This window comes from Sphingomonas colocasiae, from assembly GCF_019880585.1.
Taxonomy (GTDB): Bacteria; Pseudomonadota; Alphaproteobacteria; order Sphingomonadales; family Sphingomonadaceae; genus Sphingobium_A; species Sphingobium_A colocasiae.
Genome location: NZ_JAINVV010000001.1, coordinates 609,941 through 628,378 on the forward strand (window position 1 = coordinate 609,941; position 18,438 = coordinate 628,378).

The 18,438-nt window shown below is 65.1% G+C and carries 22 protein-coding genes and 1 tRNA gene; 16 read left to right on the plus strand and 7 right to left on the minus strand.

Annotation, left to right across the window (positions count from 1 at the left end; genetic code table 11):
• Window positions 1–34 precede the first annotated feature (34 nt).
• Window positions 35–220: a hypothetical protein gene (locus tag K7G82_RS29655; protein WP_246623185.1), complete on the plus strand. Its 186-nt coding sequence runs from the start codon at window positions 35–37 to the stop codon at window positions 218–220.
• Between the two features lie 115 nt (window positions 221–335).
• On the opposite strand, the gene aroB is transcribed toward K7G82_RS29655, so the two are convergent.
• Entirely contained in the window at window positions 336–1,439 is a 1,104-nt protein-coding gene (gene aroB / locus K7G82_RS02935; protein WP_222988306.1) for a 3-dehydroquinate synthase, read from the minus strand.
• A complete protein-coding gene (locus tag K7G82_RS02940) occupies window positions 1,436–1,987 on the minus strand; it encodes a shikimate kinase (RefSeq protein ID WP_222988307.1) in 552 nt (183 codons plus the stop codon). The genes aroB and K7G82_RS02940 overlap by 4 nt, the downstream gene beginning before the upstream one ends.
• On the opposite strand from K7G82_RS02940, the gene K7G82_RS02945 reads away from it, so the two are divergent.
• From K7G82_RS02945 to K7G82_RS02960, 4 genes are read left to right on the plus strand one after another with little or no spacing between them, the layout of a single operon-like run.
• Window positions 1,986–2,222 (plus strand): hypothetical protein, encoded by a 237-nt coding sequence (locus tag K7G82_RS02945; RefSeq protein WP_222988397.1) that lies wholly within the window; start codon window positions 1,986–1,988, stop codon window positions 2,220–2,222. The two genes, K7G82_RS02940 and K7G82_RS02945, sit on opposite strands and share 2 nt — an antisense overlap.
• Window positions 2,212–4,029: a hypothetical protein gene (locus K7G82_RS02950; protein ID WP_425517236.1), complete on the plus strand. Its 1,818-nt coding sequence runs from the start codon at window positions 2,212–2,214 to the stop codon at window positions 4,027–4,029. Before K7G82_RS02945 ends, K7G82_RS02950 begins: the two co-directional genes overlap by 11 nt.
• Window positions 4,026–4,955, plus strand: a complete 930-nt coding sequence (locus tag K7G82_RS02955) for a tyrosine-type recombinase/integrase (protein ID WP_425517237.1) — start codon at window positions 4,026–4,028, stop codon at window positions 4,953–4,955. The genes K7G82_RS02950 and K7G82_RS02955 overlap by 4 nt, the downstream gene beginning before the upstream one ends.
• Window positions 4,956–4,967: 12 nt before the next feature.
• On the plus strand, window positions 4,968–5,915 hold the full coding sequence (locus tag K7G82_RS02960; protein ID WP_222988308.1) for an acetyl-CoA carboxylase carboxyltransferase subunit alpha: 948 nt from the start codon (window positions 4,968–4,970) through the stop codon (window positions 5,913–5,915).
• 213 nt (window positions 5,916–6,128) lie between these two features.
• On the opposite strand, the gene K7G82_RS02965 is transcribed toward K7G82_RS02960, so the two are convergent.
• Together K7G82_RS02965 and K7G82_RS29990 are read right to left on the minus strand one after the other, a co-directional pair.
• Window positions 6,129–6,290: a Flp family type IVb pilin gene (locus K7G82_RS02965; protein WP_222988309.1), complete on the minus strand. Its 162-nt coding sequence runs from the start codon at window positions 6,288–6,290 to the stop codon at window positions 6,129–6,131.
• A 116-nt stretch (window positions 6,291–6,406) separates the two neighbouring features.
• Complete coding sequence (locus K7G82_RS29990; RefSeq protein WP_222988310.1) at window positions 6,407–6,589, minus strand: Flp family type IVb pilin; 183 nt, start codon at window positions 6,587–6,589, stop codon at window positions 6,407–6,409.
• Between the two features lie 79 nt (window positions 6,590–6,668).
• Between K7G82_RS29990 and K7G82_RS02975 the strand changes: the two genes are divergently transcribed.
• On the plus strand, window positions 6,669–7,079 hold the full coding sequence (locus K7G82_RS02975) for a (deoxy)nucleoside triphosphate pyrophosphohydrolase (protein WP_222988311.1): 411 nt from the start codon (window positions 6,669–6,671) through the stop codon (window positions 7,077–7,079).
• A 10-nt stretch (window positions 7,080–7,089) separates the two neighbouring features.
• Here K7G82_RS02975 and K7G82_RS02980 read toward each other — a convergent pair whose 3' ends face one another.
• Complete coding sequence (locus K7G82_RS02980; protein ID WP_222988312.1) at window positions 7,090–7,971, minus strand: class I SAM-dependent methyltransferase; 882 nt, start codon at window positions 7,969–7,971, stop codon at window positions 7,090–7,092.
• Window positions 7,972–8,054: 83 nt separating this feature from the next.
• On the opposite strand from K7G82_RS02980, the gene K7G82_RS02985 reads away from it, so the two are divergent.
• The 9 genes from K7G82_RS02985 (at window position 8,055) to K7G82_RS03025 (ending at window position 13,534) form a co-directional block, all read left to right on the plus strand.
• Entirely contained in the window at window positions 8,055–8,753 is a 699-nt protein-coding gene (locus tag K7G82_RS02985) for a ComFC family protein (RefSeq protein WP_343228517.1), read from the plus strand.
• A gap of 31 nt (window positions 8,754–8,784) precedes the next feature.
• Window positions 8,785–9,042: a glutaredoxin 3 gene (gene grxC, locus K7G82_RS02990; RefSeq protein WP_222988314.1), complete on the plus strand. Its 258-nt coding sequence runs from the start codon at window positions 8,785–8,787 to the stop codon at window positions 9,040–9,042.
• Window positions 9,042–9,872, plus strand: a complete 831-nt coding sequence (locus tag K7G82_RS02995; protein ID WP_222988315.1) for a carbon-nitrogen hydrolase family protein — start codon at window positions 9,042–9,044, stop codon at window positions 9,870–9,872. Before grxC ends, K7G82_RS02995 begins: the two co-directional genes overlap by 1 nt.
• Window positions 9,869–10,342: a DUF1178 family protein gene (locus tag K7G82_RS03000; protein WP_222988316.1), complete on the plus strand. Its 474-nt coding sequence runs from the start codon at window positions 9,869–9,871 to the stop codon at window positions 10,340–10,342. The genes K7G82_RS02995 and K7G82_RS03000 overlap by 4 nt, the downstream gene beginning before the upstream one ends.
• 72 nt (window positions 10,343–10,414) lie before the next feature.
• Window positions 10,415–10,491 (plus strand) — tRNA-Arg (locus K7G82_RS03005).
• Between the two features lie 174 nt (window positions 10,492–10,665).
• Window positions 10,666–11,196 (plus strand): dihydrofolate reductase family protein, encoded by a 531-nt coding sequence (locus K7G82_RS03010; RefSeq protein ID WP_222988317.1) that lies wholly within the window; start codon window positions 10,666–10,668, stop codon window positions 11,194–11,196.
• Between the two features lie 132 nt (window positions 11,197–11,328).
• The gene (locus K7G82_RS03015) at window positions 11,329–11,712 is read left to right on the plus strand and encodes a YciI family protein (RefSeq protein ID WP_222988318.1); all 384 of its coding nucleotides are present in this window, start codon (window positions 11,329–11,331) and stop codon (window positions 11,710–11,712) included.
• Window positions 11,713–11,768: 56 nt separating this feature from the next.
• Window positions 11,769–13,040 (plus strand): RNA polymerase sigma factor, encoded by a 1,272-nt coding sequence (locus tag K7G82_RS03020; RefSeq protein WP_222988319.1) that lies wholly within the window; start codon window positions 11,769–11,771, stop codon window positions 13,038–13,040.
• 251 nt (window positions 13,041–13,291) lie between these two features.
• Complete coding sequence (locus K7G82_RS03025; RefSeq protein WP_222988320.1) at window positions 13,292–13,534, plus strand: hypothetical protein; 243 nt, start codon at window positions 13,292–13,294, stop codon at window positions 13,532–13,534.
• 195 nt (window positions 13,535–13,729) lie between these two features.
• Here the strand turns inward: K7G82_RS03025 and K7G82_RS03030 are convergent, their stop codons facing one another.
• Window positions 13,730–16,681 carry a TonB-dependent receptor gene (locus K7G82_RS03030; protein ID WP_222988321.1) on the minus strand — a complete coding sequence of 984 codons (2,952 nt, stop codon included), beginning with the start codon at window positions 16,679–16,681 and terminating at the stop codon, window positions 13,730–13,732.
• A 322-nt stretch (window positions 16,682–17,003) separates the two neighbouring features.
• Between K7G82_RS03030 and folE the strand changes: the two genes are divergently transcribed.
• The gene (folE, locus tag K7G82_RS03035) at window positions 17,004–17,588 is read left to right on the plus strand and encodes a GTP cyclohydrolase I FolE (protein WP_222988393.1); all 585 of its coding nucleotides are present in this window, start codon (window positions 17,004–17,006) and stop codon (window positions 17,586–17,588) included.
• Here folE and K7G82_RS03040 read toward each other — a convergent pair.
• The gene (locus K7G82_RS03040) at window positions 17,585–18,424 is read right to left on the minus strand and encodes a PhzF family phenazine biosynthesis protein (RefSeq protein WP_222988322.1); all 840 of its coding nucleotides are present in this window, start codon (window positions 18,422–18,424) and stop codon (window positions 17,585–17,587) included. The two genes, folE and K7G82_RS03040, sit on opposite strands and share 4 nt — an antisense overlap.
• Window positions 18,425–18,438 lie beyond the last annotated feature (14 nt).

Here is an 18,438-nt window from a genome sequence, read left to right on the forward strand (position 1 = left end):
CCGGATCCAGGTCGAGGATGAAGGAGCGATTGGCATGATCGCTTACCTGGTCGTGGCGGGCATCTGCGTCGACAAAGGCCATTTCGCCGCGCGTAACCGCCGCGCCGCGGCCCGCAATCTCCATCTCAAGCGATCCGGTCAATGGCAGGACGAGTTGGGCGAAAACATGGTGATCCATGCTGCTTTGTCGGTCGTAGCTGCGCACGGCCAAAGAGAATGACGGCATATCGGGCATCGCCGATATCATATCATCTTTTTCGGGAGTGCCATATGGCGCCGGGCAGAGTCAGTTCGACCCTCGCGGAGACCGAGGCGTCACCCGCGCCCGACGGGGATCAGCTGCTCCGTGTTTCCGCATTCAGGAACGCCGCGACATCGGCAAGTTCCACGCTCTTGTCGACGAAGGAATTCCCTATCGCGCGGGCGAGAATGAAGGCAAGCGTGCCGGCCGCCATCTTCTTGTCGTGAAGCATGTGCGCGACCAGAGTTTCGCCGCTGGCCGCGATGCCGGCGGCGGCGAGGCCGTCGGGAAGCGCGACCGCGCGCAAATGAGCGGCGACGCGTTCGGCGTCCTGCGAAGCGCACAGACCGCGCCGCGCCGAATAACGGAAAGCGAGCGCCATGCCCGCCGCGACGCCTTCGCCATGAAGGAGTCTGTCGGAAAAGCCTGTTTCCGCTTCCAGCGCATGGCCGAACGTGTGGCCCAGGTTGAGCAGCGCGCGGCGTCCGCTGGTTTCGCGCTCATCATCGCCGACGATCGCGGCCTTGGCGGCAACGCTGGTGGCGATGGCATGAACGCGGGCTTCTGCGTCACCCGCCAGCAGCCGTGCGGCATTGGCTTCGCACCATTCGAAGAAGCCGAAATCGCCGATCAGGCCGTATTTCACCACTTCGGCATAGCCGGCGCCGAGTTCGCGGCGCGGCAGCGTGTCGAGCACGCTGGGATCGATCAGCACGAAGCTCGGCTGGTGAAAGGCGCCGATCAGATTCTTGCCCGCCCGCGTGTTGATCGCGGTCTTGCCGCCCACCGAACTGTCGACCTGGGCGAGCAAGGTGGTCGGGATCTGGATGAAGCCGCAGCCGCGTTTCAGGATCGCCGCCGCGAAGCCGACCAGATCGCCGATCACACCGCCGCCCAGCGCGATGATATGGTCGCCGCGCTCGACTTCGAGCGCGAGCAGCCGATCGGTCAGCGCTTCGAGTTGTGCCCAGCTCTTGGTCGATTCGCCGGCTGGAAGCGTGATGACATGACGCTCGAGCCCGTCCAGCGACGCTTCGAGGCGCGGAAGCTGGTGATGCGCGACATTGGAGTCGGTGATGATGATCGCGCGTCCGCGCTTCAGCCAGGGGGCGAGATGCCGGGCCGCGCCGTCGAGAGAACCGGCTTCGATCGCGACATCATAGCTGCGATCGCCGAGGCTGACAGGAACGATGCTCATTGTCCGGCGCGTTCGGCGAGCACGCGCAGAATGGCGTCGACCGTCAGTTCGTGCGGCGAGGTCTGGCTGCGGACATGGAAGGGCGCCAGCGCATAGACCGGATTGCGGACGGCGGCGAGTTCGGTCAGCACTTGGCGGGGATCCTTGTTGCGGAGAAGGGGGCGGGTGTCGCGCCGGGAAACGCGGCTGGCAAGCACGTCGATATCGGCATCGAGCCAGATCGCGATCGCGCGATCGAGGATCAGCGAGCGGGTCTCGTCCTGCATGAAGGCGCCGCCGCCGGTGGCGATCACCTTTGGCCGGCCATCGATCAGGCGCGCGATCACGCGCCGTTCGCCATCACGGAAATAGGGTTCGCCATAGCGTTCGAAGATTTCCGCGATCGACAGCCCGGCCGCGGCCTCGATCTCGTTGTCGGCATCCACGAAGGGAACGCCGAGCCGCGCGGCCAGCCGGCGGCCGACCGTGGATTTGCCGACGCCCATCAGGCCGATAAGCACGATCGGCTGGTCCGGTCTGATGGAGGAGGCGGGGGCGGTCCGGGGCATGGCGGCGCGCTATACACAAGGCGGATCGATGGAGCAAAACGGTGCGATGCATCGCTTCGCTCTTGCCGCTCGGGCGCTGGCGCAGCATAGGACAGGCATGTCGCCCGCTATTCGAAACCTCGTCATCCTGCTCGTCGTGCTGGCGGGCGGTGTCTATTTCCTCTCCACGCTGGCTCACGAACAGCCGCAAAAGCGTGTCGAGAAGTCCGTGCCCAATGAAGCGCTTGGGCGATAAGGTTTCGCGCCTGGCGCTGATCGGCGCCGCGCTCGCGGGCGTGGGGCTGGCGGCCGCGATCCCCGCGATCGGGCAGGAGGCGCCCGAATCGCTGCTGCCGCCCGGCTTTGGCGATCCCGTGCCGCCGGCGCCGCCGCCGGGACCGCGCCCATCGCCGACACCCACACCAAGCCAGGCGCCCACGCCGCTGCCGACCATCCAGCCGTTGCCGGGCCAGCCGGCCGCGCCGGGCGCGGCGGCCGGGGAACTGGTCGAAGGTGAAGGCGAAGCCGAGGAAGATGCGCTGCCGGGCCTGCCGCCGGAGCCGCTGCTTGCGATCGATCGGGTCGGGCCCCTGCTCGATATCGATGGCGGCATGGGCAATGGCGCGTTCGGCGGCACCGATGGGCAGACGCTTTCGCAGCTGATGCGCCGTCTGGATGCGCCATTGCCGTCGCGCTGGACATCGATGCTGTTGCGGCGGACCTTGTTGTCGAATGTGCCGACACCGCATGGCGTTTCCGCGCCGGACTGGATCGCGGAGCGTGCCTGGCTGCTGCTGCGTATGGGGGAGGCCGATTCGGCGCGCCTGCTGGTGCAGGTGCCGGATGCGAGCCAGTACAGCCCCAAATTGTTCGAAGTCGCGATGCAGACGTCGCTCGCGCTGGGCGATCCGGCGGGACTGTGCCCGCTGGTCGAGCCGGCTTCCGCCGTCAGCCGCGCGACCGGCTGGCTTCTGGCGCGCGCTATGTGTGCGGCGATGGCGGGCGAGCCGGGCACGGCGAGTGCCGCGATCGAACAGGCCCGCCGCACCCGGTTGGCCGGCCGCAACACGATCGACCTGCTGCTCGCGGAGAAAGTGGTTGGGGCAGGCGTCAATGGCCGGCGTTCGATCACGATCGAATGGCAGGGTGTCGATCAACTGACCACCTGGCGCTATGGCCTGGCCAGTGCGACGGCGGTCGATATTCCGGCGGCTTTGTTCCGTACCGTCGGGCCGCAGGTCATGGGATGGCGTGCGCGGGCGCCGATGCTGCCCGATGGCGAACGGATCTCGACCGGGCGGCGCGCGGCGGTGCTTGGTGTGCTCTCCAGCGCCGCGCTGGTCGATCTTTACGGTGGCGTGCTCGATCGTACCGACCCGTCGGAACAATCTGGAACCCCACCGCTCAGGCTGCGTGACGCCTATGCGGCCGCCGACCAGGGCGACCGGCTGGCCGCGATGCGCGGCTTGTGGGAGGAAGGCGAGAGCCGCGACGACCATTATGCCGGCCTTATCCTGACGGCGCGTGCCGCCGCGCGTTTCGCGCCCAGTGCCGACTATCTGGCCGACAGCCCGCAATTGCTGCGCGCGATGTTCACGGCCGGCCTCGATCGCCGCGCCGCGCGCTGGACGGGCATCGTCGAATCGGGCGGCGAGGACGAAAGCTGGGCATTGCTGGCGCTGGGCTTGCCGGGCACGCGTGGGCTCACCGTCAGTGCATCGCGTGCACGAAGCTATGCAGGATCGGCGGATACGCTCAAGGGTCAGTTCCTGGTTGCAGGGCTTGCCGGGCTCGGTCGCATCGGTGCGGATGATGCGCGGAACATGGCGGGTGATCTGGACTTCGCGCTCGATCTCCCCTCGCGCTGGAGCCAGTTGCTCGATCGCGCGGCGGCGAGCGGTCAAAAGGGAACGACGGTCCTGCTGGCGGCGATCGGCATGCAGACCAATGACTGGCGCTATGTGCCGCCGACGCACCTCTATCACATCGTTTCGGCGTTGCGGCGTGTGGGCCTGGAGCCCGAGGCGCGGATGATCGCGGTCGAGGCGCTGACCCGCTCGTGACCGTGTCGGCCGGGCAGGATTCGGCGCTGATCGACAGGTTTCTCGAAATGCTGGCGGCGGAGGCGGGGGCAGCGCGCAATACGCTTGCCGCCTATGGCACCGATCTGCGTGGTGCGTCCTCTATGCTCGGCGGGAATCTGGGGGTGGCGGACGGAGCGGCTTTGGGCCGGTTGGCAGCCGAATGGGCTCCGCTGGCTCGCGCCACAGCGGCGCGCAAATCCGCGGCGCTTCGCCGTTTCTTCGCATTCTTGCAGGATGAGGGGCTGCGCGCAGACGATCCGTCCGCGGCCTTGCCGCGCCCCGCCGCGATCCGGCCATTGCCCAAGATCCTGGACCATGGCGATGTCGACCGGCTGTTCGCGGAGATCGAGCGCGGGCTGGCTCGGGCGGATGCGAATGCGCAGGATCATCGTCTGGCCGCGCTGATCGAACTGCTTTACGGATCGGGCCTGCGCGCAACCGAACTTGTTTCGCTACCCCGTCGCGCGATCGCGCCCGATCGCCCCTTCCTGATCCTGCGCGGCAAGGGCGGTCGCGAACGACTGGTGCCCATTTCAGATCGTGCCCGGCAGGCGGTGGCGGCCTGGGCCGTGTTCGTACCGTCGGAGTCGCCGTGGCTCTTCCCCTCCGGAAAGACCCATCTCAGCCGGGTGCGTTTGTATCAGATCGTTCGCGAACTCGGTGCGCGCGCCGGCATCCCGCCCGAACGAATCAGCCCGCACGTGTTGAGGCATGCCTTTGCGACACATCTGCTGGAGGGCGGTGCCGACCTTCGCGCGTTGCAGGCGATGCTCGGCCATGCCGACATCGCGACGACCCAAATCTATACGCATGTGGACAGCCGGCGGCTCGTGGAGTTGGTAAATAGCCGGCACCCGCTTGCCGATAGACCACAGCGCGTTGACGCGAACCGCCGCTCGGCCTAACCCGCCCGACACATGGTTAGCTTTCTCGACTTCGAAAAACCGATCGCCGAGCTCGAATCGCGCATTGCCGATCTCCGCGATACCGCGGACGCCGGCACAGTCGATATCGAATCGGAAGTGGCGCGCATTCAGGCAAAGGCCGACAAGCTGTTGGTCGATACCTATGCCAAGCTGACGCCGTGGCAGAAGACCCAGGTGGCGCGTCATCCGGACCGGCCGCATTTCAAACATTATGTCGCCGGTCTGTTCGAGGACTTCATGCCGTTGGCGGGAGATCGCGCCTTTGCCGACGATCAGGCGATCCTTGGCGGGCTTGCCCGTCTGGGCGGGCGGCGCGTGATGGTGATCGGCCACGAAAAGGGCGACGATACCGCAAGCCGGCTCAGGCACAATTTCGGCATGGGCAAGCCCGAAGGCTATCGCAAGGCGATCCGCCTGATGCAGTTGGCCGACAAGTTCGGCATTCCGGTGGTTTCGCTGGTCGATACCTCGGGTGCCTTTCCCGGGGTGCAGGCGGAAGAGCGCGGCCAGGCGGAGGCGATCGCCCGCTCGACCGAGCAATGCCTGGCGCTGGGCGTGCCGATGGTCGCCGCGGTGGTGGGAGAGGGCGGATCCGGTGGTGCGGTCGCGCTGGCCGCGGCCGATCGCGTCCTGATGTTCGAACACGCCGTCTATTCGGTGATCTCGCCGGAAGGATGCGCGTCCATCCTGTGGCGCACGGCGGACAAGGCGGCCGATGCCGCGGATGCGATGCGCGTGACGGCGCAGCATCTCAAGCAACTGGGCGTGATCGATCGTATCGTGCCGGAGCCGGTGGGGGGCGCGCATCGCACGCCGGTGGTGGCGATCGCGGCGCTGGGCGATGCGATCGGAGCGGAACTGGATGCATTGTCTGGACTGAACGAAATCGAGCTTCGTCAAACGCGCCGCCAGAAATATTTGACTATCGGACAGTTCTGAGACTCGCGTTCATAGAGTCTTGAGGTAGGGCTGCGCAAAGCCTGAAGCGCTCGATCCGATTTAGATGCTTCGATCGCATTGCCCTTCCGGAAATTGGGATTAGAATTTCTGAGTGTTGGCCAAATAATCCAGTATCTCAAATAAAAAGAGGGCAGTGGATTTGTATCCACTGCCCCGATCATTGAGCAAGTGCGAATTGCACCCGTTCTGTGACTACGACATCTTCGACGCCGCGTTGTTCATGGTCGAGCTGATCTTGCCGCCCAGCGACTGGAATGCGGCAACGCCAGCAACGGCGATCAGTGCAGCGATCAGGCCGTATTCGATGGCCGTCGCGCCCTTGGAGTTGCGAATCATCTTGAGGAAATTCTTCATAACGGTCTCCTGGTTCAAAGCTTCATTCCCGGACGGCTGGATTCCCCCCAACCGACATCAGAAATTTACAGGCCGAATATTTCTAAAAGGTAAATCGATTGGATTTATGATCGGCGTTAGGACGCGCGGAGCACTTCGTCTGCAACATAGTTCCACATGTTGGCCAGCCCGCCCCCAAAGGCCTGAATCCCACCCATCGCGCCAAGCGCGATCAGTGAAACGATCAGTCCGTATTCGATCGCCGTGGCCCCGCGCCTGCACGCGCGAAGCGAGGCGAATCTCTCCCGAATTCGCTTCATGGTTGCAATTCCCGTTCCCTGGTTTCACCAGCATAGCCGATCGCCTGTTAACAAAATCCTGCGCCGGGAGGCCGCGTCCATGAACATGCTCCTGGTCAGTGCGGCCGCGCTTATCGACGAGGATGGGCGCATTCTGGTCCAGCAACGGTCGCACGGACGCAGCATGGCCGGCTTGTGGGAGTTTCCGGGCGGCAAGGTGGAAGCCGGAGAGACGCCTGAACATGCGCTGGCGCGGGAGCTGCATGAGGAACTGGGGATCGATGTCCTCCCCGGCTCGCTCTCTGCCGCAGCCTTTGCCAGCGAACCGCTGGGCGACGCGCATCTGCTGCTGCTGCTCTATCTATGCCGCGAATGGCGCGGCATTCCGGAGGCGCTCGATGCCGAGGGACTGAAATGGGTTCATCCCGCCGAACTGCACGCGCTGGAGATGCCGCCGGCCGACATTCCCCTGGTGCGCCTGCTTGAGAAAGTGCTCGACAGCGGGCATTGACCGCGGCGAGCTACGCGTCTCCGCCCGGTTCCCTGGATTTGAGCGCTTCGGCCAGCGACATGCCTGCGCTGCCGCGACGGGCCGGCGCGGGCTGGCCCGGCCCGGGAGACCAGCCGGTCATGCAGATGATCTCGAAATATTCCGGAGTCTTGCCGTCGGGGTCCGCTTTGGCTGCAAAAGCGGTCGCAGCATGGGCGATCCATTTGCGAGACAGGCCGTGGCGTGTGCCGGCGAGCAGATTGCCCGCCGCCATGCCGCGCAGATCGGCCGCCAGGCGCAGCAGGCCGGGATAACGGACGTCGAGCCCGAAGGAGTCGGTAACGGGCAAGGTGAATCCGGCGCGAGCAAGCAGGTCTCCGGCCGCGCGCACGTCGATCTGGGGGTGGATACGGGGCCGGGCGCCGCCCTGCATCGCCAGATCGGCGGTGAGTGCCGCCGCCTTCAGAGCCCGCAGGCTGCCGGCGCCGATCATCGCACCCAGGAACAGACCGTCGGGGCGGAGCGTACGGCGGATCAGCGCCAATGCGCCGGGCAGGTCGTTGACACTGTCGAGCACGCCCGCGCTCACCACCAGATCGAAGCTCGCATCGGCGAAGGGCAGGCGATCCTCGTCGGCCTGCACGCCATGGACGGCGTGCGCGAAACGGTGACCCGGGTCGAGCGCGGTCACGCGCATGCCGCGCGCCCTCAGGGCATTGCCGACCGAGCCGTTCGCCGCGCCAAGGTCGAGCGCATGGGTGAAATCGCGCTTTACCGCATCCAGTCGGTCGAGCAATTCCGTCGCCATATGTTCGCGCAGGAAGTCGTGGTTCGCGAAATCGGGCGCCGCACGGTCGCGACGGCGGCGACGCAGGCTGCGATCGAATATTTCCGGAGGGGCGGCGGAGGACATGAGGCGGCTTGTGCATCGGCCGCGGCGGCGCGACAAGCCTGTCCATGACGCCGATCGCCATGCCCGTCGTCGCGGCCGTCAGAATGGTTCGCGATTTTGCGCTGCCGCCGCGCTGCCCCGGCTGTGGAGTCGTGGTGGAAGGCGATCATCGTTTCTGTCTGGACTGCTGGCAGCGATTGGATTTCCTGCCGGACGGTGGTTGTTCGGCATGCGGTTCACCCATGGGCGGACTTGAAGGGCTGACATGCGGAGCGTGTCTCGCATCTCCGCCCGCTTATGACGGCGTGCAGGCAGCGGTGGCCTATGACGAGATCGCGCGCGGGCTCGCGCTGAAGCTCAAATATTCGGGGCGGACAGCGATGGCGGAGATCATCGCGGCGCAACTCTCCCGCCATGTCGATTCCACGGCTGGCGGCATGCTGGTTCCGGTGCCGCTGCATCGTTGGCGGATCTGGCGGCGCGGCTATAATCAATCCGCGCTGATCGCCCGGGCGCTGGCGCGGCGGACCGGTGCGGAATTGTCGATCGATGCGCTCGATCGCGTCAAGCCGACCCCGGCGTTGCGCGGCCTGGGCCGCGAGGCGCGCGCGAAAGCCGTGCGCGGCGCCTTTCATGTGCCGGCGCCGCGGGCTCCGCTGCTTGCCGGCCGCACGATCTGGCTCGTCGATGATGTCCATACCAGCGGCGCCACTGCCAATGCCTGCGCCAGCGCGCTTAAAAAGGCGGGAGCGGCGCGGGTCGTCCTGCTGTGCTGGGCGCGCGTATTGGCAGAGGAATATTGACTTCCGGCCCGGCCCGCCACACCTGAGAGAGATGGCGAAGGTTGAAATCTACACCAAGGCGTTCTGCGGCTATTGCGTACGGGCAAAGGCCTTGCTCGGCCGCAAGGGCGTCGCGTTCGAGGAATATGACATCACGATGGGCGGACCGAAGCGCCAGGAGATGCTGGAGCGTGCGCCGGGCAGCCTGACCGTGCCGCAGATTTTCATCGATGGGCGGCATATCGGCGGTTCCGACGATCTGGCCGCGCTGGATGCCGCCGGGGGCCTCGATCCGTTGCTGGCCGGCTGATGCGCGCCGCGCTGCTGCAGATGACGAGCGGGATCGATCCCGCCGCCAATGCCGCGACGATCGTCGCGGCGGTGCACGAAGCCAAGGCGGGTGGAGCGGATATGCTGTTCACGCCCGAAATGTCGGGTCTGCTCGATCGCGATCGTCAGCGTGCTGCCGCGCATCTGCGGAGCGAGGCGGACGATCTCGTGCTCGCGGCGGTGCGCAAGGCGGCGGCGGATGCCGGCCTGTGGGTGCATATCGGATCGCTGGCATTGGCGGGAGAGCGCGATGACGGGCGGCTGGTCAATCGCGGATTCGTGATCGACGATGCCGGAGCGATCCGGGCACGCTACGACAAGATGCACCTGTTCGACGTCGATCTCGCCACGGGTGAGAGCTGGCGTGAGTCGGCGGTCTATGCGCCTGGGGAGCGCCCCGCATTGGCGCGGACGCCATGGGGCGGCGTCGGCCTTTCGGTTTGCTACGATCTGCGCTTTGCCGCGCTTTATCGGGCACTTTCGGATGGCGGGGCCACGATCCTGACCGTCCCGGCGGCGTTCACCGTCCCGACCGGGCAAGCGCATTGGCATTTGCTGTTGCGCGCCCGTGCGGTCGAATCGGCCTGTTTCGTGGTCGCCGCCGCGCAATGGGGCCAGCATCAGGACGGTCGTGAGACCTATGGTCATTCGCTGGTGATCGATCCCTGGGGAGATGTGCTTCTCGACATGGGCGAGGGAGCGGGGGTCGGCTTTGCCGATCTCGATCCCGCGCGGACGGAGGATGTGCGCGCGCGCGTGCCTGTGCTGCGCCACCGCCGCGCGATCCCGGCGCTGGAGAGCGGGGCATGATCGTTTTCGATCTGCGCTGCGGCCATGATCATGTGTTCGAGGCATGGTTCGGATCGAGCGACGATTATGCCGATCAGAAGCGGCGCGGCTTGCTGTCCTGCCCGATGTGCGGCGATGTCGCGATCGAGAAGGCGGTGATGGCGCCCAATGTCTCGGCGAAAGGCAATAGCCGGTCCGAACCCTCCAATGTGCCGATGGCGGCCGGCGCGCAGGCACCGGCGGAACATTCGCCGGCAGAGGTGAAGGCGATGCTGGCAATGCTGGCGCGCGCTCAATCGGCCATGCTCGAAAAGTCCGAATGGGTGGGGCGTGATTTTGCGGATCGCGCGCGCGCCATGCATCTGGGCGAATCCGATCAATCGGCCATCCATGGCGAGGTTTCGCCCGAACAGGCAAAGGCGCTGGTTGACGAAGGCGTGCCCGTGGCGCCCCTGCCGTTCCCCGTCGTCCCGCCCGAAGCGCAGAACTGACGCCATCGCAGGGCCGGGCGGCAGCGGGGCAGATTGACCCCGAATGCACAAGCCCCTAACCAGCGTGACGGCGCGCCCGTAGCTCAGCAGGATAGAGCACCAGATTCCTAATCTGGGGGCCACAGGTTCGAATCCTGTCGGGCGCACCATTGCCGAACATCGCCGATCCTGATGAAGCGTGCATGCGAGTGCCGCACCGTGGCGGTCGCCTCGGTCCGCGGCGCAAAAACCGATTGTGATATGAAATCGGTCGATCTAGCCTCCAGCCAGTTGCGTGACGCAATCAGGGACGTCGGAACCGCGGCGCAGGAGAGGAAATGGATATGGCGAAGCTCGTGTTCGGAATGAACCAGTCGCTCGACGGCTATGTCGATCACATGGCTTTCGGGCCAAGCCGCGCGCTTTTCCGTCATTTCATCGAAGAGGCCCGGGGGCAGGCGGGCAGCATTTACGGTCGCAGGATCTATGAGATCATGCGGTACTGGGACGACGATCAGCCTGAATGGGGAGCGGACGAACACGCCTTCGCGGCTGCCTGGCGGAACCAGCCGAAATGGGTGGTCTCGCGCTCGCTGGAGACGGTGGGGCCCAATGCCAGCCTTGTGAAAGGCGATCTTGAAGATGCGATCCGTGCGTTGAAGACCGAACGGGAAGGGGAGATCGAAGTCGCCGGCCCGGATCTGGCGCGCAGCCTCACCGAACTTGGCCTGATCGATGAATATCGCATCTATCTTCACCCCGTTGTGCTCGGTCGCGGCACGCCATATTTCGCCGGCCCCAGGCCGCCGCTTCGCCTTGTAAGCCATGACCGGATCGACGAGGATGTGATCCGGCTCACCTATATCCCCGCTTGATCCGGGTTGAGGCATCGCGTCGCGCCGCGCACCTTCCGAAAAAAAATTGCGCCCGCATGTCGATTCTCCAAAACTCCGTTCGTCGTTCCGATGCGCGGCCTATCCTGGCCTGCCGGAACAAGGAGATAGACGATGCGTGTGATGGTGCTGGTGAAGGCCACCGAAGACAGCGAACAGGGTTTCAACCCCACGCCCGAGACGATGGCGATGATGGAGGCGATGGGCAAGTTCAACGAGGATCTGGAAAAAGCCGGAATACTGCTGGCTGGCGACGGCCTCAAGCCGTCATCCGAAGCCAAGCGCGTCGCCTTCGACGGTGCCGGCCGGTCGGTGATCGACGGGCCGTTCGCCGAGACGCGCGAACTGGTCGCCGGCTTCTGGCTTTGGCAGGTGAAGGATATGGACGAAGCGGTGGCCTGGGTGAAGCGCTGCCCCAATCCCATGCCTGGGCCGAGCGAGATCGAGATCCGGCCGATCTACGAATTGGAGGATCTGCTGCCGCAAGCCGGCGGCTGATGGCGGGGTAATGGCCGCCGGCTTGTCAGGCTGGGGGCTTTGGCCGACAAGACGGCATGACGACGGGCGAGACGCATCGGGCGATCGAAGCGGTTTTCCGCATCGAGCGGGCCAGACTCATCGGAGGCCTGGCCCGCCTCGTCCGCGATGTCGATCGGGCGGAAGAACTGGCGCAGGATGCGCTGGTGATCGCGCTGTCCGAATGGCCGGGGACCGGGATACCCGTCAATCCCGGCGCCTGGCTGATGACGGCTGCCAAGCGGCGCGCCATCGATGCGATCCGCCGAGACCGGATGCGGGACCGCAAGCATGAGGAACTCGTGCGCGAGCAGGGCGGCACGACCGACAGCGCCGCCGAGGACGAGATGATCGCGGCCATGGACGAAGATCCGGGCGATGAACTGCTGGGATTGATCTTTACGGCCTGCCACCCCGTGCTTTCGCCGGATGCGCGCGCGGCGCTGACGCTGCGGGTGGTCGGCGGCCTTGCCACCGACGAGATCGCGCGTGCATTCCTGACGAGCGAAGCGACGATCGCGCAGCGCATCGTTCGCGCGAAGAAGACGATCGGCAAGGCCGGCCTCACTTTCGAGGTGCCGCGCGGCCGCGAGCGGGCGGAGCGGCTCGCATCCGTGCTGGAGGTGATCTACCTGATCTTCAACGAAGGTTATGCGGCCACGTCCGGGGAAGATCTTGTTCGCCCTGCCCTGTGCCAGGAAGCGCAGCGGCTGGCGCGTATGCTGGCGGCGCTCATGCCCGGCGACGATCCGGAGAATGCCGAGATATTCGGCCTGCTCGCACTGATCGAGATCCAGGCATCGCGCCTGCCCGCGCGGACCGGACCCGACGGTGCGCTGCTGACGCTGAACCAGCAGAATCGCGCACACTGGGACCGGCTGCTGATCCGACGGGGGCTCGAGGCGCTGGAGCGCGCGCAGGCGATCCGCGGCGATGGTCCTTATGCGCTTCAGGCCGCGCTTGCCGCCTGCCATGCCCGCGCATTCACGCCTGCGGAGACGGATTGGGGACGTATCGCCGCACTGTACGACCGGTTGCGTGTGGTCATGCCGTCACCGGTGGTCGATCTGAACCGCGCTGTCGCATATTCGATGGCGTTCGGCCCCGAAGCGGGGTTGCGTCTGATCGATCAACTCGCGTCTGCCGCCGCCTTGCGCAACTATGCGCCATTGCCGGCGGCGCGGGGGGATTTCCTTCTCCGCGCGGGTCGCCCGGTCGAGGCACGAGCGGCGTTCGAGACTGCGGCCGGTCTAACGCGAAATGCGCGGGAAAGGGATTTCCTGCTCGCGCGCGCCGAAGCGTGCGGCTGATTCGGAGTGAGCCCGTACGATACGGGGCATTCCCCACAGCCGGCCGCACAACTGGGCAAACAGAGTTAAAACTCCGCTAACTTTACGGCTTTGGGCACGCCGCGCCGTCCCCTTCGCATGAACATGCATGCATCCATCGCAGCCCCGGGGCGGCGCGTCGTTCGGCCGGTTGAACCCTGCGGACTCTCGGTTGAAGCGAAGCTTGCCGACAAAAGGGGGCCGAGCACCTCGCGTAGTTGAGGCGGTTGGAGATGTCGATGGAGTTCGCGGACCAGAATCTGGACGTGGAGAGCGCGTTCGGGACGTTGCGCGTCATTGTGACGGCTGAAGCGCTCTACGCGCTGTGGCGTGGAGGAACGGGGCCGCAGGATGAAGCGGATCTGATCGCCGAACATCGGGATCTGCTCGAGTGGACGGCGGCGATGAAAGTCGAGCTTGATGACGTCGAGCCCGACGGTTCGATCCGCATCGTCCGGCGCGACATGGAGATATGAAGATCGGGCGCCGCGCGCTTTTTACGGCGCGAAGTGCCGCATCGACAGCCAAGGTTCATCCAATGGCGTCTATGGCAGGAATGTTGCTCCCTGGGGCCGGTGTCCGAACAACGCCGGCCCCCATCTCCCTTCTCATGGATGGCCCCAGGCCCGTGGAATGCCGCGGCCATCGCGACCGCGGCATTCCGGCGACGATCAGAATTTGAAGCCGGCGGCCAGGCCGTAGCGGCGCGGTTCGAGCGTGAAGATGTTGGTGAACAGACCGGACGACTGGTCGGTCACATATTCGCCGGTGATCGCGTTGTTCTTGGTCAGGTTCGAGACGAAACCGCGCAGGAACCAGCGATCGTCGCGGCCATTGAGCTGGATCTGGGCGTTGATGATCGCATAGCCCTTCATCCGGTTGATGTTGCCGCCGAAGATGCTCGCATAGGATTCGCCGGTATAGGTGAGGTCCGCGCGGGGAACGAGCGACATGCCGTTCTGGAATTCCGCCCGATACTGGAAGCCGGCCGAGAATTTGTACATCGGCGCCTGGGGCAACTGGTTGCCCTTGATGTTGACCTCCACGCCGCTGCCAAGGACCGTGAAGGGCAGGGCGCCCGTGGGCGTTGCGAACAGCGCGCGGAGCGCTGCCGGCGGATTGGCGGCGGTGGCCGCCAGTGCGCTGCAGATCGAATAGGCGCCGGTGGTGTTGGTGCCCGGAACCGGCACGGGGGCGCGCAGGCCGATGCCGCTGTTGACCGCGGCGACATAGGTGTTGACGCCGACGACATTGCCCGCCGTCGTCGGCACGACCGCGCAGTTCGATGCGTTCTGCAGATCCTTGATGATCACCGCATCGGAGCGGCCGCCCGACGGATCGCGCGGATTGGCGAGGAATTTGTCGTCGGAGACCTTGGTGTGGAGATAGCTCGCGCTCAGATTGACCAGGATGGCGCGGATCGGGCTGATGATGGCCTCGGCCTCGACACCGTAAATGTTCGCGCTGACATTGTCGTTGACCGATGTGCGCGCGACGATGCGGCTGAGCTGCAGGTTCTTGTACTTGTAATAGAAGCCCGTGAGATTGAGGCGCAGCGTTCCGTTGAGGAAACTGTTCTTCGATCCGATTTCGAACGCGTCCACCGTTTCGGGGCCGAACGTGCTCGGCACCGCGAAGATGGGCGACAGCGGCGGATTGATGCCGCCGGATTTGTAGCCGCGCGAATAGGAGACATAGACCATGTTGTCGTCGGTGATCTTGTAGTCGAGCACCGCGCGGCCGGTCAGCCGGCCGAAGGTGACGCTGTCCTCGGCATAGCTCTGGATGCCCGGTGTGTTGGCGTCGTAATCGAGCGCGGCATAGTTGAGCGCATCCGTCAGATTGTCCGATCCGAAGGGTACGGCGGCGAACTGTCCGTTCGAATCCTGGAGCAGCGTCGTGCGTGCGCGCGCATATTTCTCGTCGTGATTATAACGGACGCCGACCGTCAGCTTCAGCTTGTCCGTGAAGTCGAAATAGCCTTCGCCGAAAATGCCGTAGGATTTGAGCCGGGTCTGCGCGGTGTCGCTATGATAGAAGGGCGAGCCGAAATAGGCGGCCCCGCCGGTATTCGCCGCACCGAGAATGCCGGCCGCGTAATCGAGCCCGAAGGCATTCACCATATAGCTGTTGTTGCTCGTCTTGCTGTCGACATAGATGCCGCCCAGCAGGAAGTTGAACATGCCGTCGAAATTGCTGTCGACATGGGCTTCGACCGAGAATTGGCGGTTGGTCAGCTTCGATCGATCGAAATCCAGGCTGGTCGGGAAGCAGCCGATCGAATTGCCGCCATAGACGCCGACGCCATTGGGGTCGCCCAGCGACTGGCACACGCCGCCGGCGGCGCCGTTGGGAATAAGCGCGCGGCGGACGGGGTCGAGAAAGGCGAAGGGCGAACCGATGCCCGTGCGGCCGAGCGTGTTGAGCTGGACGAGGCCGGGATTGTTGGCGAGCGAATTCTCGATGGCGAGGTTGTAGTCGCTCGTCGAATCCACCTTGTTATGGGTGTATCCGCCGGTCATCGTCAGGCTGAGCTGCTCGCCGAGCTGTTGCTGCAGCCGGCCCATGATGTGATATTCCTCGGCGAAATAGGTGGGCTCATAGTCGATGTTGACCGTGCGGACGCCCGCCGGAACCACCGCGTTCGAGAAGGGATCGGTGCCATAGATGCTGCCGAGCCCGAAACGGGCTAGCGCGCCGCCTGACGAGGCGGATGCGACGCCCAGGAATTCGTTCGAGCTGAGCAGCGCCGCGAGCGTCGAATTGCCGTTCGTTGTCTCATAGGCGAGCTTGTCGGGCGAACAGCCCAGGATGCCGGTCGGGTCGCGATGGCAAAGCTGCTTCTGGATGCGCGAGCGATCGTCCTTTTCGTGGAAATAATAGCCGATCAGATCGAAGGTCGTGGACGATGACGGTTCCCAGCGGATCGTGCCGCGCAGCGCGTAGAGGTCGCGCCCGTCGATGCGGTTTCCGGTGAAGAGGTTCTTCGTATAGCCGTCGCGATTGAGATAATAGCCGGCGACGCGGACGCCGAGCGTTTCGCCCAGCGGCACGTTGATCATGCCGTTGACCTTGTAGCTCTCGTAATTGCCGTATTCGAAGCTGCCCGATGCGCCGAAGCTGGTCAGGTCGGGCTTGGCGGTGATGAAATTGACGACGCCCGACGTCGCGTTGCGGCCGAACAGCGTGCCCTGCGGTCCGCGCAGCACCTCGACGCGCTCGAGATCGAAATATTCGGTTTCGAAGAGGCGGGTGGAGAGGAGCGGCATATCGTTGACATGGATGCCCGTCGCCGAATCGCAGCTCGCGCCGACGCACAGGTCGCCGATGCCGCGGATGGTGAAGCTCGACGCGGTGAAATTGGTCTTGGTGAAGGTGACGTTGGGCAGGCTGAGCTGAAGGTCCGACGCATTCTCGATCTGCTGCTTCTCGAGCGCGTCGGCGGAGAAGGCGGAAACCGCGATCGGCACGTCCTGCAGCCGCTCGCTCTGGCGCTGCGCGGTGACGACGATATCGGGGATCGAGTCGGTGGCTTCATCTTCCGGTGTCGCGACCTGGGCGGCAGCCGGCGTCGCGAGCGCCAGCGCAATTGCCGACGCAGCAAGCAGATCGAGCTTCTTCATGATGTATCCCCTCTTTCGATGGTCCGATGAAGACCGATGACCCGTCTAAGGTCGTCCCGCTATGTTGCGGGATCTAGGGGAAATGTTGCGCGCAACTTACTTTCGCGTCAACCGGCGATTTCGCTGTAATCCTGCGTGCAGACGACTGTTTCGCTGGTCTTTCGCGCTATTGTCGGATGTTCGCTTGCCGTAGCGTAAAAACGCAGCATTTCCCGTCAGCCTCTTGCACACTGCGGTGGAGCGTCTATCCCGCGCTGGCACGCATCGCCTGGACGCAAAGGAGTGGAATGTGACGGACTCGGCTTCGCCGGAAGATGGCGACATGGTTTCTCCGCCGGCAAAATTGCCGGTGCCCGATCATGTTCAGGAGGCCGTCCGCACGCTGATCCGCTGGGCGGGCGATGATCCGCAGCGTGAGGGGTTGCTCGATACGCCCCAGCGCGTCGCGCGCGCCTGGAAGGAATATTGCCAGGGCTATGGCGAGGACCCCTCGCTCCATCTGTCGCGCACCTTCGAGGAAGTGGGCGGCTATGACGAAGTGGTGCTGCTCAAGGACATTCCGTTCCAGTCACACTGCGAGCATCATATGGCGCCGATCATCGGCAAGGCGTCGATCGCCTATCTGCCCAATGATCGCGTGGTCGGGATCTCGAAGCTCGCGCGCGTGCTTCACGGCTTCGCGCGTCGTCTTCAGGTCCAGGAACGGCTGACCGCCGAAGTCGCCGACTGCATCTGGGAGCATCTCCATCCCCAGGGCGTCGCGGTGGTGATCGAGGCGAGCCATGCCTGCATGACCGCGCGCGGCGTCCGTACGCCGGGTGTCGCGATGACCACCAGCCGGGTGATGGGCTGCTTCCGTGACGACGAACGCAGCCGCAAGGAAGTGCTCAGCCTGATGGGCTATTAAAAGCCGGTCGTGCCGGTGAACAGCGTCTCGGTATTGCCCGCAATCCAGATTTCACCGGCATCGTCCCGCTCGACGAAGATCCGTCCGCTGCGGCCGATCGCCGTGCCTTGGGCGGCGCGATAGCGCGGGCCGGCGCGGCCCGAGCCGATCAGCCATTGCGCGAGCGACGCGTTCAGGCTGCCGGTGATCGGATCCTCGATCAGTCCGCCGAACTGGTCGCTGAAGATCGCACGGACTTCCCAGTCGATGGCGCTGCCGGCGGGATGGGGGCCGACAATGCCGATATCCGCCCGCTCGGGCCAGGATCGCTGCGGGCGCAGCGCCAGCACCTCTTCCGCTGATCGCAGCATGATGCCGAGCCAGCCGGGGCCATTGTCCACCCAATTGGCATCGACCACCGCCGCACGCTCGATCCCCAGGATCGCGACGGTGCGTTCGATATCGGCCTCGTCCACCGGACCCGATCGAAGCAGCGGCGGTGCGGCGAAGGCCAATCCATCTTCGGTGCGGCGGATCGGGATCAGTCCGGCTTCGCATTGCTGGACGATGGTTTCGCGCCTGGCGATGCCGCCGGCCTGAAGCCAGGCATGGCAGGTCCCCAGCGTCGGATGTCCCGCGAATGGCAGTTCGCGGTCGAGCGTGAAGATCCGCACCCGGTAATCGGCGTCCGGCGACGAGGGTGGCAGCAGGAAGGTCGTTTCCGACAGGTTCAGCCACCGTGTGATCTGCTGCATCTCCTCGGTCGAGAGGCCGTCTCCGGATGCGATCACCGCCACCGGATTGCCCTTGAAACGCTCCGCGCCGAACACGTCGACGAGCTGGAAGGATCTGCTCATGGGATCATATGCTC

Bases quoted from the DNA above. Each gene is read 5' to 3' on its own strand.
- K7G82_RS29655 (WP_246623185.1), top strand. From the start codon at position 35: ATGATCGCTTACCTGGTCGTGGCGGGCATCTGCGTCGACAAAGGCCAT.
- aroB (WP_222988306.1), bottom strand. From the start codon at position 1,439: ATGAGCATCGTTCCTGTCAGCCTCGGCGATCGCAGCTATGATGTCGCG.
- K7G82_RS02945 (WP_222988397.1), top strand. From the start codon at position 1,986: ATGGCGGCGCGCTATACACAAGGCGGATCGATGGAGCAAAACGGTGCG.
- K7G82_RS02940 (WP_222988307.1), bottom strand. From the start codon at position 1,987: ATGCCCCGGACCGCCCCCGCCTCCTCCATCAGACCGGACCAGCCGATC.
- K7G82_RS02960 (WP_222988308.1), top strand. From the start codon at position 4,968: ATGGTTAGCTTTCTCGACTTCGAAAAACCGATCGCCGAGCTCGAATCG.
- K7G82_RS02965 (WP_222988309.1), bottom strand. From the start codon at position 6,290: ATGAAGAATTTCCTCAAGATGATTCGCAACTCCAAGGGCGCGACGGCC.
- K7G82_RS29990 (WP_222988310.1), bottom strand. From the start codon at position 6,589: ATGAAGCGAATTCGGGAGAGATTCGCCTCGCTTCGCGCGTGCAGGCGC.
- K7G82_RS02975 (WP_222988311.1), top strand. From the start codon at position 6,669: ATGAACATGCTCCTGGTCAGTGCGGCCGCGCTTATCGACGAGGATGGG.
- K7G82_RS02980 (WP_222988312.1), bottom strand. From the start codon at position 7,971: ATGTCCTCCGCCGCCCCTCCGGAAATATTCGATCGCAGCCTGCGTCGC.
- K7G82_RS02985 (WP_343228517.1), top strand. From the start codon at position 8,055: ATGGTTCGCGATTTTGCGCTGCCGCCGCGCTGCCCCGGCTGTGGAGTC.
- grxC (WP_222988314.1), top strand. From the start codon at position 8,785: ATGGCGAAGGTTGAAATCTACACCAAGGCGTTCTGCGGCTATTGCGTA.
- K7G82_RS02995 (WP_222988315.1), top strand. From the start codon at position 9,042: ATGCGCGCCGCGCTGCTGCAGATGACGAGCGGGATCGATCCCGCCGCC.
- K7G82_RS03000 (WP_222988316.1), top strand. From the start codon at position 9,869: ATGATCGTTTTCGATCTGCGCTGCGGCCATGATCATGTGTTCGAGGCA.
- K7G82_RS03010 (WP_222988317.1), top strand. From the start codon at position 10,666: ATGGCGAAGCTCGTGTTCGGAATGAACCAGTCGCTCGACGGCTATGTC.
- K7G82_RS03015 (WP_222988318.1), top strand. From the start codon at position 11,329: ATGCGTGTGATGGTGCTGGTGAAGGCCACCGAAGACAGCGAACAGGGT.
- K7G82_RS03020 (WP_222988319.1), top strand. From the start codon at position 11,769: ATGACGACGGGCGAGACGCATCGGGCGATCGAAGCGGTTTTCCGCATC.
- K7G82_RS03025 (WP_222988320.1), top strand. From the start codon at position 13,292: ATGTCGATGGAGTTCGCGGACCAGAATCTGGACGTGGAGAGCGCGTTC.
- K7G82_RS03030 (WP_222988321.1), bottom strand. From the start codon at position 16,681: ATGAAGAAGCTCGATCTGCTTGCTGCGTCGGCAATTGCGCTGGCGCTC.
- folE (WP_222988393.1), top strand. From the start codon at position 17,004: ATGGTTTCTCCGCCGGCAAAATTGCCGGTGCCCGATCATGTTCAGGAG.
- K7G82_RS03040 (WP_222988322.1), bottom strand. From the start codon at position 18,424: ATGAGCAGATCCTTCCAGCTCGTCGACGTGTTCGGCGCGGAGCGTTTC.